Annotated in this window: 22 protein-coding genes; 9 read left to right on the forward strand and 13 right to left on the reverse strand. The window is 53.1% G+C overall.

From position 1 onward, the window contains the following. On the forward strand, positions 1-289 hold a 289-nt coding region (locus tag B157_RS34965; protein ID WP_020603222.1), incomplete at its 5' end, for a transposase family protein. A 3-nt stretch (positions 290-292) separates the two neighbouring features. Here the strand turns inward: B157_RS34965 and B157_RS38205 are convergent. The 13 genes from B157_RS38205 to B157_RS0110230 all read right to left on the reverse strand — a co-directional run bounded on the left by B157_RS38205 (position 293) and on the right by B157_RS0110230 (position 6,362). Continuing rightward, positions 293-529, reverse strand: a complete 237-nt coding sequence (locus tag B157_RS38205) for a hypothetical protein (RefSeq protein WP_157618370.1) — start codon at positions 527-529, stop codon at positions 293-295. Positions 530-1,009: 480 nt separating this feature from the next. Continuing rightward, positions 1,010-1,453, reverse strand: a complete 444-nt coding sequence (locus B157_RS0110170; RefSeq protein ID WP_157618371.1) for a hypothetical protein — start codon at positions 1,451-1,453, stop codon at positions 1,010-1,012. Then, the gene (locus B157_RS0110175) at positions 1,437-2,255 is read right to left on the reverse strand and encodes an HNH endonuclease signature motif containing protein (protein ID WP_020603225.1); all 819 of its coding nucleotides are present in this window, start codon (positions 2,253-2,255) and stop codon (positions 1,437-1,439) included. The genes B157_RS0110170 and B157_RS0110175 overlap by 17 nt, the downstream gene beginning before the upstream one ends. Continuing rightward, a complete protein-coding gene (locus tag B157_RS38210) occupies positions 2,252-2,401 on the reverse strand; it encodes a hypothetical protein (RefSeq protein WP_020603226.1) in 150 nt (49 codons plus the stop codon). The genes B157_RS0110175 and B157_RS38210 overlap by 4 nt, the downstream gene beginning before the upstream one ends. A 5-nt stretch (positions 2,402-2,406) precedes the next feature. Then, complete coding sequence (locus tag B157_RS0110185; protein WP_020603227.1) at positions 2,407-2,712, reverse strand: hypothetical protein; 306 nt, start codon at positions 2,710-2,712, stop codon at positions 2,407-2,409. A gap of 28 nt (positions 2,713-2,740) precedes the next feature. Continuing rightward, entirely contained in the window at positions 2,741-2,950 is a 210-nt protein-coding gene (locus B157_RS0110190) for a hypothetical protein (protein ID WP_020603228.1), read from the reverse strand. Between the two features lie 117 nt (positions 2,951-3,067). After that, on the reverse strand, positions 3,068-4,309 hold the full coding sequence (locus B157_RS0110200; RefSeq protein WP_020603230.1) for a phage tail tape measure protein: 1,242 nt from the start codon (positions 4,307-4,309) through the stop codon (positions 3,068-3,070). Next, entirely contained in the window at positions 4,306-4,488 is a 183-nt protein-coding gene (locus B157_RS0110205; RefSeq protein WP_020603231.1) for a hypothetical protein, read from the reverse strand. Before B157_RS0110205 ends, B157_RS0110200 begins: the two co-directional genes overlap by 4 nt. After that, positions 4,485-4,817: a hypothetical protein gene (locus B157_RS0110210; protein WP_020603232.1), complete on the reverse strand. Its 333-nt coding sequence runs from the start codon at positions 4,815-4,817 to the stop codon at positions 4,485-4,487. Before B157_RS0110210 ends, B157_RS0110205 begins: the two co-directional genes overlap by 4 nt. Positions 4,818-4,878: 61 nt before the next feature. Beyond that, positions 4,879-5,577 (reverse strand): hypothetical protein, encoded by a 699-nt coding sequence (locus B157_RS34970; protein ID WP_245565053.1) that lies wholly within the window; start codon positions 5,575-5,577, stop codon positions 4,879-4,881. A gap of 62 nt (positions 5,578-5,639) precedes the next feature. Continuing rightward, the gene (locus B157_RS34975) at positions 5,640-5,825 is read right to left on the reverse strand and encodes a SymE family type I addiction module toxin (RefSeq protein ID WP_020603234.1); all 186 of its coding nucleotides are present in this window, start codon (positions 5,823-5,825) and stop codon (positions 5,640-5,642) included. A 43-nt stretch (positions 5,826-5,868) separates the two neighbouring features. After that, positions 5,869-6,168 (reverse strand): SH3 beta-barrel fold-containing protein, encoded by a 300-nt coding sequence (locus B157_RS0110225; protein WP_020603235.1) that lies wholly within the window; start codon positions 6,166-6,168, stop codon positions 5,869-5,871. Next, complete coding sequence (locus B157_RS0110230) at positions 6,165-6,362, reverse strand: hypothetical protein (protein ID WP_020603236.1); 198 nt, start codon at positions 6,360-6,362, stop codon at positions 6,165-6,167. The genes B157_RS0110225 and B157_RS0110230 overlap by 4 nt, the downstream gene beginning before the upstream one ends. A 119-nt stretch (positions 6,363-6,481) precedes the next feature. Here B157_RS0110230 and B157_RS0110235 point away from each other — a divergent pair, with 119 nt between their 5' ends. The 8 genes from B157_RS0110235 to B157_RS0110270 all read left to right on the forward strand — a co-directional run bounded on the left by B157_RS0110235 (position 6,482) and on the right by B157_RS0110270 (position 13,508). Then, entirely contained in the window at positions 6,482-7,921 is a 1,440-nt protein-coding gene (locus tag B157_RS0110235; RefSeq protein WP_020603237.1) for a chromosome partitioning protein ParB, read from the forward strand. Continuing rightward, the gene (locus B157_RS34980; protein ID WP_211224984.1) at positions 7,893-8,144 is read left to right on the forward strand and encodes an S-adenosylmethionine decarboxylase; all 252 of its coding nucleotides are present in this window, start codon (positions 7,893-7,895) and stop codon (positions 8,142-8,144) included. The genes B157_RS0110235 and B157_RS34980 overlap by 29 nt, the downstream gene beginning before the upstream one ends. Before the next feature lie 25 nt (positions 8,145-8,169). Then, positions 8,170-8,622 carry a hypothetical protein gene (locus B157_RS0110245; protein ID WP_020603239.1) on the forward strand — a complete coding sequence of 151 codons (453 nt, stop codon included), beginning with the start codon at positions 8,170-8,172 and terminating at the stop codon, positions 8,620-8,622. After that, positions 8,600-10,231, forward strand: coding sequence for a terminase large subunit domain-containing protein (locus B157_RS36775; protein WP_020603240.1), 1,632 nt, complete (start codon positions 8,600-8,602; stop codon positions 10,229-10,231). The genes B157_RS0110245 and B157_RS36775 overlap by 23 nt, the downstream gene beginning before the upstream one ends. Positions 10,232-10,373: 142 nt before the next feature. Next, positions 10,374-10,997 carry a hypothetical protein gene (locus tag B157_RS0110255; protein ID WP_020603241.1) on the forward strand — a complete coding sequence of 208 codons (624 nt, stop codon included), beginning with the start codon at positions 10,374-10,376 and terminating at the stop codon, positions 10,995-10,997. Continuing rightward, positions 10,997-11,203 carry a hypothetical protein gene (locus B157_RS0110260; RefSeq protein WP_020603242.1) on the forward strand — a complete coding sequence of 69 codons (207 nt, stop codon included), beginning with the start codon at positions 10,997-10,999 and terminating at the stop codon, positions 11,201-11,203. The genes B157_RS0110255 and B157_RS0110260 overlap by 1 nt, the downstream gene beginning before the upstream one ends. A gap of 27 nt (positions 11,204-11,230) precedes the next feature. Next, complete coding sequence (locus tag B157_RS0110265) at positions 11,231-13,018, forward strand: hypothetical protein (protein WP_157618372.1); 1,788 nt, start codon at positions 11,231-11,233, stop codon at positions 13,016-13,018. Beyond that, on the forward strand, positions 12,927-13,508 hold the full coding sequence (locus B157_RS0110270; RefSeq protein ID WP_157618373.1) for a hypothetical protein: 582 nt from the start codon (positions 12,927-12,929) through the stop codon (positions 13,506-13,508). Before B157_RS0110265 ends, B157_RS0110270 begins: the two co-directional genes overlap by 92 nt. The last annotated feature ends 26 nt before the right edge of the window (positions 13,509-13,534 follow it).

Here is a 13,534-nt window from a genome sequence, read left to right on the forward strand (position 1 = left end):
GGGTTACAAGCCCGTGGGGGTTTGGTTGTACCAACCCATCAAGAAGCCTCGTGGCCAGGAATTGAGTATGGAGCAGAAAGCCTACAACCAAGCGGTATCGCGAATTCGGGTTCAGGTTGAACACGTGATTGGGAGTACGAAACGATATCGAATCGTTCGGGATGCATGTCGGTTGCGAAAAAGCGATTTTGTGGGTACGGTGATTCACTTGTGCGCTGGCTTGCACAATTTCAGAGTGACACGAAAGCCTGTTCAGTATCCTAATCATCCTAAGCCTAAATTGACATAAACTCTAATAAAGGAAACACCCGGCCAATCTTGAGCCGGGTGTTTTTATTATCGGTCGATCAGCAGCCTGACCAGCCCCACCGCTACACCCACCACCACACCGCACCGGCGGCCCGGCCAGCAGCCCGCCTACTGTACCCTTACCCTGGTACGTGGCTGGTTTCAGTTGATAACAGAGTAACAGCACAGCGATGATTAGCAGCGAGTGATGGGTTGGTATAGGGTGGTGGTGCGGGATCATAGCAGGGATTGTACGCAGCGTGATACGAGTAATTCCATCGTCGGGGGCGGGTTGGCATTGCCGATCTGCTTTTGCCGCTATTCCTTATTGCTTAATTAAGGCAGGCCGAAGTAGATAGAATAGCAAAGCCCCGCTAGAGAAGACGGGGCTTTGCTGGTTTAAATAGTCGCACTTTTGGGTTAGAAAAACACGTACTTAGGACTCACTGTTGAGCCAGTAGGTCACAAAAAACGATGGCCCTATTCGAGTCATCGTTGTCCATATACCCCTATTTGGGCCAGGCCATCCTGCGGGTCAAGGCTAACTACTCATCAAATGAGGATCGGGAAAACCAAAAACGCCAGTCTTATCAAAACTGGCGTTTTTTCTAACCCATAAGAGCTTGTCCCTTGACTAATCAAGAAACAATCATGAACAATTTGTGCAAAAATCATATCAATCGGTAACTTATTGACTAGACGGTAATGAGTCGCGGTGAGATTAACGATTCCTGACAATTTCATTAACAGCCTTCACGGCTTCAATCTCCGTTTTTGCCAGCTCGACAATCATCTTCACGCTCTGACTGACCTGCTGTGCCTGATCGACGTAGCCTTTGTCTTCCTGCACCTTTTTGATGTTCTCCATCAGGATATCCGTCAGCTGCTTGAATGAGCCAAGCATCTCCACTTTGGGCCGTTCATATTCTACGTTCTGCGACACAACAGCGGGTAGCGTTTCCTCATCCGTTTCGAGAAACTCATCCAGCACTTTCAGCAATTGGACGTTAGGCCGGGTTACCCACGGGCCACTGGTGACCACGGTGCAGTACTCCCCGTCGAATTTGTAGGAGAGCACCTTGACCGGATAGGAATTATAGAGAAAAGTTTTGTCTTTCATCGTCCGCAGACGGTCTTCAAGTCTGACCTCAAGTGGTTTGCTCATGCTTGATAAGGCGGTTTAGCTGGATTTTAGTCCGTTGTAATTCGATGAGTTCCGGGTATTTAAGTATCTCTTCTTTGAGTTCTTTGTCTCTATAAGCTATTGTATTGGCTACAAAACCGTCTGTTAAGTTAAGGCTGGCCGAGTGCCGGATGGCGTGCTCGGCCCGTGTTGTCAACATCAGGTTTTCGATAGAGCAGTCCATCTGATCACCGTTGCGAAACGTAACCATCTGATCATCCGGAACAGGGCCGTTGGTGGCTTCCCATACCCAGACGTGGTACTGCTTCCACTGTTTGAAGCCTGTGCGTATCCACTTGTAGGATGGGCCGTTTTTGTTCTTCCGGATGCGGATTACCTGCTCGTCACCGTAGATCGTATTGTAGGGCATATTGCCCTTCCTGAATGTTCCGCCATTACCCTTGCGCTTCATAATGGCCCTGAGTGACTCTTTGGTTTTCTTCAGACCCATTTCCTTCTGTCCCATTGATTTGACCGCTGAGGGTGTACGGCCCAGCGCAGTAGCCATCTCTTCTTTTGTTTTGGCCTGCCAGTTGTCAACCAGGTACTGCTTCTCTGATTCCAACCAGGTGCCGTCACGATTTTTCCACGTTTCAACCAGCCGTCTGCTCAGGGCCCCCGATGACCGTTTCAAACCAAGTTCCTTGCTGGCCATTGTCTGAATGCTGATGACCGAACGATTGAGCGCAGTGGCAATCTGCTGATTGGTGAGCGTTTCGAATTTGTCTCGCAGGTATTGCTTATCAGCGTCGGTCCACCCGTCTTTTCGATTTCTGGTTTTCATAGCTTCTGTTTACCAAATACGGTTTCTAATAACTTGATCTGCGCGGCCCGAACCCGCTCAGTGGTGGCGGGTCTGGGTTTTTCGGCAGCGGGGGGGGGGGCAATTATCGGCTGGTTATCGGCCTGGGTGAAGAAGTGGATTTTCATAGCCGTTATTTGCCAGCTGTAATCAAATTGCTCTCAATCTCAATCAGATCATCAATCAGCACCCGAACGCTGGCAGCCCTATTGAACTTGAGCGATATCGGCACGCAGGTCATTGGTATCTCATCAGTCGTTTTTCCAGCGTACCCAGCATCTCTACTTATTTCGCCTTTGCTGCCATCTTGGGTCAGGATAATCATATCATCGTAAGATGCCTGATCGCATTCCTTCGCCTTCATGATGATGATATCGCCCGTGCCGAATTCAGCTTCCCGGAATACTCTTTCTCCGCGTTTGACAGTTGTAATGGGCATGATCGTACTTAGTTTAGTGGTTTATGTATTAGTCAGAGAAGCCGATCTGCGTACACAGATCAGGATTGCATAGTACGGGTTTTGTATCAGCCAGCGGCCGGTAGTCATCATCGAGCAGCGTAACCTGCACTCTGGTTTTGCCATCGGTATGGGTAAACGGCTTATCCCGGTGGTACCAGATGGCCAGTTTCCCGGAGCCGGTACGGATCAGTAGTCCGGCGTTGGCGTGGCGGCTCATTGGATTAGTCTTTACCGGTTAGAATCTCCCAGACAGCGCGCAGCACGAAGGCGATGACAATGATGCCACACAAGAACTCCCCCATGCCGGCCTGCTGGAAAAAGGTTATTATTTCGTTCATAGGGCATCCAGTTGAGCCCGGAACGTTTCGACTACGGCCAGCACCTCGCTATTGAACCGATTAATCAATTCAATGACTTCAGGCTGTTCGTAACCTACGCGGTTATGGTAGCTATAGTCACGCAGGTACTGGTTGAAATCCTTCTTCTCCGGCTTCAACCGGGCCGTGCGCTCCTTATCTGCTTTGCGACGTTCTTTCTCAGCCAGCGTTCTGAGCCGCAGGTTTTCGGCATTGTCCTGAATGGCTTGCAGACTGTCAGCTTCAATTTTCTGAAAGTATTCGACCGTTTCGCGCAGGATGTCGGTGAACTGCTCCTCCGTGTACTGAAGCAGGTAGAGCGGGCGAATGCTGACGTTTGGACGCTCGAAGCTGCCATCCACCTCAACGAATCCGTACTCAAGTAGTTTGGCCGTGCGCGTCTTCAGCAGGGCTTCATCCTTCTGATCCTGCAACGCCTTACGGTCGGCTTCAACCTGATCCTGCTGACGTTTCAATTCGGCCGCCTGATCGTCGATCAGCTTTTGGGCGGCTACCTGCTCTAATCGCTGAGCGGTCAGCCGATTGGCTTCGGCCTGCTGTTCATCAGCAATGCGTTTGGCTTCCAGTCTTTTGGCTTCGACTTGTTCGGCGATACGTTTCACTTCCTGCTCATGGGCTGAATAGGCCCGTTCACAGATTGGCTCATACTCCTCATCGGAGAAACCTTTGATGTCATCGAAATTAATCTCCATCAGATAGCCCAGTTCCTCTTTCCGGTCGAAGTCGTAGGTTTCCTGCGTAGCGTTCCACTCGAAGCCGTAGGCCCGTAGCTGATTGACCCGGCCCTCGGTGCGTTGCTGAAGGAACAGCATCCGTTCTCTGGCCAGCCGTTCCCGTTCCACGATGTAAGCCGTTTCTTTGCGGGATAATCCATCCTCAATCCCGGTCATCGGGTCGGTCAGCTCCTTCATGGCGCTGTCAACCTCCCGGTTGTACTGAATATGGGGCGCCTTCAGCTCTTTGGCTTTCTTCTCAACGCTGATGCGCTGTTTCTTGACGACCTGCCGGAGCTGGTACACCCGGTCGAATCCAGCCTTATCGTCGGGTCCGGCAATAGTCAGCGCGGCCGCGTGGGTCTTCATCTGCTCAATATCGGCTTTGGCGACGTCGAACTTGATCGGGGTATTGGCAGGCCCGGCCATCACGACGGCGTTGTGGGCTATTTCTTCGGTTTCTATGGTTGGTGTTTCGGTGTTCATGCTTTGATGAGTTTACAGGATTCAGCGGAAACGAGCCGTGACATCCCACTGTCAGATTTTACGTATAGTTTGCCGGATTTTGACCACCGGATCACGGTGGCGTAGTAATTGCGAATGTGCAGGCCCCCGCGCTCAATGGTGACCCGGACGCGGGAACCTTCGGATATGAGCGTGGTCATGTTATTTTCTGGCAATTGGCGCAAGTATCGACGCCATTTTCTACGTCTACCCAGTTAGTGCAGAATCGGCACTCATTGCCAGGCTTCGTTTCGGTTTCGGGCGTCAACATGGACCGGTATGCCTCCAACGCATCGCGCAGCTCGTTACGCGCTTCGTAGTGCGGCTCGAACTGATCTGGCAGTTCCCCGAACCTAGCCGTAGCCCAGTACCCCATACCCTCCTCTATTATCTCAATAGCCCGTTCGATGTGGTTGATTACGTCGTCTGTTTCGTCATCGGCTGGCCCCTGCTCGCTGGCGTAAGGGTTGCCGTCATATCCATTACCCATATCTTTTCGATTCGTTTAAGCCCGGCCCCGTGTTACGAAAGGCCGGGCGGGGTGAGGTTGATTATTTGGCAGGGTCAGTACCCGCTTCCAGAAACAGATCAGTGGGGGCGGGTTCGGCACCTGTTGGCTGATAGGTGCCCAGCTTGCCATTCATGCGGCCACCGGCGAACGGATTGAAGTAGTTCATGGCCGTTTTGATGTTGGCAATGTCGGTCAGGGTCTCCTGCCGGAAAATAGGCCGCTCACGGGCGTAGGCTTTCAGGGCTTTGGTCTGGGCGGCATCGGCTATGGCATAGGAAAACGAGCAGATGTAATACACCCCTTTGGGCTGAATCTTGGTGTTTTCCTTCCGCTCGGGCGTGGCCGTAATGACCACATCAGCCAGCGTCAGATCATCGTAGTACAGCGGCTCAATCAATCGAAAGATATTATCCACCGAAAAGCCGTGAAACAGGACGGCCGATACGCAGTTGCGCTCATCCACAAAGAATAGCTCCGCCCAGTTTTTGGTACCCATGTTCAGGATATTGTCGGTGAAAATCCTCCACGCGATCGGCTGAAAGGTGAGTGTTTTGCCCACTGGCCTGTCGCCGTTGATGTTGAACGAGCCATCCTTGGCATCGAAGCGGTACTGACGGGGGTGGCCTTCCAAATACTTGAAGATGTCCACGATTTCGCCGGTGTCTTCGTCGAGGGTTTGATAAGGTAATAGAGCAGACAGTTTTTCGAGTTGCTCAGGAACGGGGGCGTTGTTAGCCATGATTGACTGATTGAAAGAAGTAGTGGCCGGAGATAATCCCCGTCCGGCCATCGGGGTAATGGTTAAATTTTGCGAATTATCAACTGGCCGTCGCTGACCTCAATGCTGACCTGATCGCCGACCGAAAAACCGGCGCTGGCCATCCAGTGGCCCGATAGTTTGAGAGCTGGCAAAAAACGGGTGCATCGATTTCGGTAGTCATTGCGAGCTTCGGCCTGTACTTTTTTTTGTCGGTTGGTGACCATCATCGGGGAGGGAGAGCCCCGACGCTGGCCGGGGCCGCGTTTGTGGTTAATTGATTATCAGCCGGTCAGCCCGGAAACTTCGCCAGCCCTCAGCCAGTGTATCATAATACTTAATAACCAGGGGGCTGGAGGGCTTAAAATGTCCAGTTGTTTCCAACACATTCGGGTCGTAGTAGCCGGTAGCGAAACGGTGCTCGCCGTTTTCTTTTCGGTAGGAAAAGGATACGGGGCGAATCAGCATCTCAGTACGTAGCTTAATCGTGGCCCAGGCGCGCTTAAGGGCTTTGGAAAGACTCAGCCCCGTCTTGCGCAGGGCGTTGGCGATCTTCATCAGTTGCTGTCTCATGCCAGTTTACGGAGTTCAGATGTTAGCGAATCAATCTTATCCTCACAGTAAGTGATCTGTTCGGCCAGTTCGTCCGAACGATCTAGCTGGTGCTGCTCCAGCAATTCAGCGCGTAATGTTTTCCAGTCACTCAACTGGCGCTTCAAAAGCTCGACCGGGGTAACGGGAGCGGGGGTTTGTGTTGAATTTTCCATTTTTAATGTTTTAGAATACATTGTAAAATACGGTAATGTAAGGTAAAAAAACAAACAAAAAGACAAAAAAATAAATTGTATTATGTTGTATATATTTGTGTTTTCATCCCTTTGTCGAAATGAAACCCAAGCCCGTTAAAGTTAGTGACCTGCGACCCGATGAGCGCAATGCCAATCGGGGCACCGAGCGGGGGGCATTCCTGCTCGATAAGTCCCTGCGCCAGCACGGGGCGGGACGCTCCATCCTGATCGATAAAAACAACAACATTATTGCCGGTAACAAAACCGCCGAGACCGCCGTCGCTATTGGGCTGGAGAAAATCCGGGTCATTGAAACGACGGGTGATGAACTGGTGGTCGTGAAGCGAACGGACATCGACCTCAATTCGAAGGCGGGCCGGGAACTGGCTCTGCTTGACAACAAAGTCAGTGAGGTTAACCTGAACTTTGATGCGGAGGTGATTGATGCGCTGGCGGCAGATTTCGATATTGACCTGGACGATATCGGATTTGGTGAGCCCAAAAAGGTGACCGGCGAACAACAGAACACCGGCGGGCTGTCGGAGCGCTTCATTGTGCCTCCCTTCTCCATTCTGGATACCCGTCAGGGCTATTGGAAGGAGCGGAAGGAGCAGTGGCGGACCCGGATCGGTGACTTTGGCGAAAGTCGGAACGCGACGCTCCGGAAAAGTAAGTCCGGCGACGACCCCGGCTATTACCGCCAAAAGTCGGGCGTCGAGAAACAGCTGGGGCGTAAACTGACGGCACAGGAGTTCGAACGTGACCACTACGTACGGTTGACCAAACTACCGGTGGGCGTATCGCTGCTCGATCCGGTTCTGTCGGAAATCATTGTGCAGTGGTTTGGCCTTGCGGGTGGCGGGGCGTTTGATCCCTTCGCGGGTGATTCGGTGTTTGGCTTTGTCTCGGCGGCCACGGGCATGACCTTCACTGGCATCGAACTGCGGCAAGAGCAGGCCGATCTGAATCAAACCCGGCTCGATACCGAGGGGCTACCCGGCCGCTACATCTGCGATGATGGGCGTAACGTTGCCCAGCACCTGCCCGCCGAATCGCAGGATCTGCTGTTTTCCTGCCCGCCCTATTTTGATCTGGAGGTGTATTCGGATAGTCCCCAGGATGCCAGCAATCAGAAGACCTACGCTGGCTTTTACGCCATTCTGCACGAAGCATTCACCAATGCCGTCCTCTGTCTGAAGCCGAATCGATTTGCCGTCATCGTCTGCGGGGATGTGCGCGATAAAAAGACCGGCGCGTATTACGGTTTCCCCCAGGACGTTATTCAGACCATGCGGTCGGCGGGCCTTCATTTTTACAATGAATGCATCCTGATTGAGCAGGCCGGTAACGCGGCCATCCGGGCCAGTAGCCAGATGAAACACCGGAAGGTGGTCAAGACTCACCAGCAGGTACTGGTATTCTATAAGGGCGACCCCCGCCAAATCAAAACCTATTTTCCCGAAATTGTTTATGAACCCGAAGATCTGGAATCATTCGGAATGGATCCCGATGACGAATCCGGCCCTGCTGAAGACTGAACTCGACCGGATACTGCGGTACGCGACCTTCAACGTGCTTAACTATTCAGAGCATTATTTTGAGCCCGAAGGCTGGACGGCTTTGTGGCTGCTTGGTGAGTCGCACCTGGCGGTGCACACTTTTCCCGAGCACGGCACCAGTTACCTGGAACTCTCCAGCTGCATGCGGGATAAGTACGTTATTTTCCTCGAATTGCTAGAGGATTTTTTAGCATCACCATAGCCGTCGAAACGGCAAAAAAACGGCTATGCGCACCCCGGAAGAGATGAAGGAGATCGGTATTGATACCCGGTTCTCCAGTTATAATCAGCCCAGCCAACCAGGACGCAAGTCAGGACCCATTACGCAGTTCCTGCGTGAATACGGCGACGTATCGGAGCTGAAGTTTACCATTGAGAAAGTTAATAAGGACGGTGAATTTTCGGTCACAACGACGCAATTGTCGACCGGTTCCTCCCAGACCATCAACCAGGCCATTGCCGCCCGGCTGCTGCAACAGGCGCTTAACGGCGACATTAAAGCCATCAAAGAAATATTAAACCGTACAGAGGGGCGGGTGCCGCAACCCATCCGGTTGGGTGATAAGGACGGCAACCCGCTGTCGGTTGTACTGATGGTGCCCGATAGTGGGCGAATGGCTCCGTTGCCCCCGACGATCCCCATTGACATTGAACCCGATGAGCAACTACCAGGACAATAGTAAGGTTATTGCTCCCCAGCCGGGCTTTCAGACGCAGTTCATTGGCTCACCGGCCGATATAACAATTGCGGGAGCCGCAGCGGGCGTAGGCAAAACCTACGCTATGCTCATCGACCCATTGCCCTACGTGGCCAAACTGCCGGACTTTGAATCGGTATTCTTTCGCCGTACCTATCCCGAGATCGCCAATCCGGGTGGACTAAAGAGCACATCCAACGGACTCTATCCACTGTGTGGCGGGCACCTGTCGGGCATGGACTGGACGTTCTACAACGGGTCCAAAATCGTTTTTCGTCACCTCCAGCACGAATCCGATATTCACGCCTGGCAGGGGGCGCAGGTACCCGCCATCTACTTCGACGAGCTCACCCACTTTACCCGTCACCAGTTCTTCTACATGATTTCGCGGAATCGAAATCCGCATGCCAATGGTCTGCGCTCGTTCATGAAGGCCAGTTGCAACCCAGACCCCGATAGTTTTGTGGCTGAACTCTTGGAGTGGTGGATCGATCAGGTGGAACAGCTCGAAGATGGCTCCCCCAATCCGCAGTATGGCTACCCGATACCCGAACGAATCGGGGCTTTGCGTTATATGGCGGTCGAAAACGACGAGATGATCTGGGGTGATACGCCCGAGGAGGTGATTGACAAAGCGCCCCATATGTTTTCAGGTGATAACGCGGGGGTTAAACCAAAGTCCCTGACGTTTATTCCCGGTTCTATCTATCAAAATAAGATACTGCTGCAGAACGATCCCGGTTATTTGGCGGGCCTGCTATCGCTACCCGAGGCCGAGCAGAACAAACTACTGCGCGGTAACTGGAAAGTGCGCTTCGACGGATCGGCCCTGTATAATCCGTCTTCGGTATCGTCCATTTTTACCAACTACCTGCCGGTGCCACTGGGCAGTGCTGCCCCGACCCGCTACATCACCGCCGATATTGCCAAATTTGGCCGGGACTGGACAGTGATTTACGCCTGGATCGGCTGGGAGATTGTGGGCTGTGTCGTCCTGAAAGTAAACGACTCCGTGGAGGCTGTCAGTGCTATTGAGTTTTTGCGCCTGAAATTTGGCATCCAGGAACATAACGTTCTCGTCGATCAGAACGGGGTGGGGGGCGACGTGCTGGCGCTCCGGCCCCGATACGTCGGTTTCCTTAACAACGGAACTACAATGGATGACCCCCAGACGAAGGTGAAAGAGAATTACGAAAATCTGAAAACGCAGGTGTATTACCGCAACGGTAACCGGGTTAACCAGGGGGCTATGCGCGTGAGTCTCAATCAGGATAATACGTGGATTTATGAAAGCGTCGAAACGGGCACTTTCACGTCCGGCGTGGCCACCTACAACCATAACCGGCATAACACCACTAAAACCAAGCTGAAAGGGAAAGTTGTCGATATCCGGGATTTGATCGTGGCCGATCTGCGTGCTATTCGCAAGATTGAGTCCGATCCTACTAAACGGCTACGTATCAATAACAAGGATGCCCAGAAGATTCTGCTCGCCGGTCGTTCCCCCGATTTCGGTGACCCGATAGCCATGCGGGAATATTTCGAGCTTACGGGCCACCGCCGTGCGTTCGGTGGTTTTGATAACTCCTGAAATTGTTAATAAGGCTTACTTTATAAAGAATTGGTGGATATTGTTGTATTTAGTTTGCTTACTTTGTTATTTTTGTCCCATACGCGACACTACGGACGGTGCCAGCCATTGACTTTTCCAATAAGTTAATCACCAACCGTCTATGAAGTTCCTGAGTTGTAATACCCTGACCGGCCCCCTAGTCACGCCTACGGCCTCCAATTGCACGACGCTTCTGCTGCAAGCTTCCCGGCTGGGCCTTCAGAAAATCCCCGTTGCCGCTGCCCCCTTTGCTGATCAACCCGCTGCTATGCTCAAAGCCAGCTGGGATACGCAGATGGCCCTTTCGACCGATGCCAAAATCGTGGTACCCAAATTCAAGCACTTTGCGCCCGAATTACCGCCGACCGAAGCAGTCAAAAAAGGCTCCAATGACAACAGTACGCCCAATGGCCGCAGTATCGTGATGGGGCAGACCATTCCCATGTTCAAGGCCCAGTGGAACGGATTGAATCCCACACAATACTCACAGGCTGAGGACCTAATGAACTGGGGCAATGCCAACGTCGATTTTGACTCGTTGGGAGTTTATTTCTTTCTGGGTACCCGGCAGGTGCTGATGTCGAAAGATTTCGGACCCATCCCCGCCCACGCCTTTTTTATTGGCGATCCGACTGGTATGCAACTGCATGAATTGACGATGTTTCCTATTGAGTTTGAGCTTGACAAGGGGTGGTTCCGCGATACTATCGTGTTTGATCTGGGCTTCAACCATAACCTACTGTAATGGGGAAGACCAACAAACAGGCCGAACTTCCCGAAGCCAGGCCCAGCGTGAGGCTTCGGGAACTGGACCCACCGGGTGGGGCCGGTCTGGGCCGGGTGCAGGATTTCGAGGCAGGTCACGCCGAAGCTATCCTGGCCCTGCAAACCCCCGCCCACCCGACATGGGAAGTAGTCGACGATACCGTACCCCTGAGCGAAGGAATTTAGATGCCCCTGACTCCAAACGACCCTATCGTGAAACGCGCTGATCTCAAGCTGCTTCAGCAGGCACAACTTGACGATCAGCGCCACCGGCTCCACGCCGAAGCGGCACCCGATGCGGCTTCGGCGTCGCCCTATTTCCGAAAGTGGGTCGCCGAGTATCTGGAGCCAACGATTCCCTCGCTGTCAACCCGTGAGCAGGTGCTGCGCGATATCGTCTGGCCCCTGGTTTCGAATGAACTGGTCGATGATATTTCCGATTCGGCAGCGGCCGTTCACGGAGCGCAGGATCGATACATCGCCATTGAGCTCTCTGATGAGGAATTACAGACCGATGCCGAGCAGTTCATTGAGGATATCGACGTGGCCGGGTTTATTTCCCAGAAGTGTCACAACGCGCTTTTTTCGGCGCCCAACTCGCTGGTCGTAGTTGATTTGCCCGCTGAGCAGACTACCGACTTTCCCGAGCCGTACGTCTATTTGCTACCCAGTGATAAGATCGTGGCGGCTGAGGGTGTCGATGCGCAGGCCGGTGGCCGCAACACGTCGGGTCTGCTCCGCTTCGCCTACTTCGATATCAAGCAGCCGAAACGCAGAGCCTTGTTTGACGGGGAGAATTTTCAGGTCTACGAAAAGTTGGGGGGCGAATCCGAGTGGAGACAACTGGTCAGTGTGCCCCACGGGTTGCCGTTCTGTCCGGCCTGGAAACTGTGGGCCGACGTGGATGCGGGTAACCCTCTGGCGTCGAACACGATGATACGGCCTTCGCTGGGGCTGCTCAACCGCTATATCTTCTGGGATGCCGCCGAACACAGCAACGATTTAAAAGCCGCCTTTGCGCAGTTCTGGCACCTGGAAGAAGAGGCCAAAAGTTGTGGTTATCAGGCCCCCGACGGTCCCTATTGCCAGGAGGGTGTTTTGTTGTATCCGGGAACGGATACAATGGGTAATTATACCCCCGACATGGCCCCTATCAAACGGCCCTGTCCCCAGTGTAAGAAACGGCGGTCACGGGGCGGTCCCGGCTCCGGCATTCCCATACCGGCTCCCCAGAAAAAGGAAGATGCCGATTGGCGGGTACCGGCTGGCTGGATCGATGCCCCGATTGATAGCCTGAAATACATTCAGGAGAAGGTTGAAAAGCTCAGGGCTAAAATCCGGCGCACGGCCACGGGTAGCGAGGGCGGCCCCCAGAATCAGCAGGCCCTGAATGAATCGCAGATTATGTCGATTCTCGAATCGGCCCGGCAGGTGGGCGACTACCTGGCCGAATACTTCGAAATTCTGCACCGACGCATTCTGGATGCCCTGCTGCGGCTCCGGTACGGTAACGCTTATCTGGGGTGTACTGTCAATTACGGCAGGCGGTTTTCGGTGCTGTCGGGCGATCTGTTGATGCAGTTATCGGAGATGGCCAAAAAGACCGGCTCCGACTGGCTGGTGGAGGAGATCGACAACCTGCAACAGGATTACTACGCACGGGGCGACAGTTCCCGTGGTTTGCGCTTTCAGATGCTGACCGACCTAAACCCCTATCCGTACCGGACACCGGAAGGGCTGGTGGCGGGTCAGATCAATGTCATTGATCCCGAAGGCTACGCCATAGCGGTGGGCCTGATGGGGTATGTCAAACGCTTCGAGCGGGAAAATCAATTACCCATCGAGCGGTTTGGCGTACTGGCTCCCTATTCCCAACGAGTAACCACAATTTTAGACGCAATAAAAGAATATGTCACAGAGCGCAACCCCCAACAAACCAGCGGTAACCCCCAAGGAGGGGCAAACTCCACCGGATCAGGCCCGTCAGGAGCCGCCAATTGACCAGCAGGCCAAATCAACGGTGGCCGACTCGCTGGGTGCTGACGAAATCGACGCACGGATAAAGGCCGGTGTAGCGGAAGGCATTGCTGCCTTTCAGAAACAGCAGGCCGAACAGAAAGCAGCCGATCAGGAAAAAGAAAAGCAGTTGCAGGATGCTGCTGAACAGCAAAAACAGGCCCTGCAAACCGAAGCGCTGGCCAAACAGGCAACCAGTTTTCCCTTTGGTAATCTGGACACAAAGCAGGAATTCGATTTGAGCAAGCTGACCAACTGGACTGGATTGCCGAATGATAAAGTCGTCGTCGTATTGCCCAAGTTCAACACCGATAGTAGCGGCAATAAGATCGGCTATGACCTGAAAAACTGTCTGGTGCAGCCCATCGACCCCGAAAAGCACAAGATCGACAGCACGCCCGCTAAAGTGGGTGGCTACACGACCTACGGCCTGCTGGGCATGGACCCCATCGTGATTCATGATCCCAGCAAGTAATTCACGTTCATCAGTAATCAATAATC

Origin of the sequence: Spirosoma spitsbergense DSM 19989 (assembly GCF_000374085.1) — a bacterium.
Classification (GTDB): Bacteria; Bacteroidota; Bacteroidia; order Cytophagales; family Spirosomataceae; genus Spirosoma; species Spirosoma spitsbergense.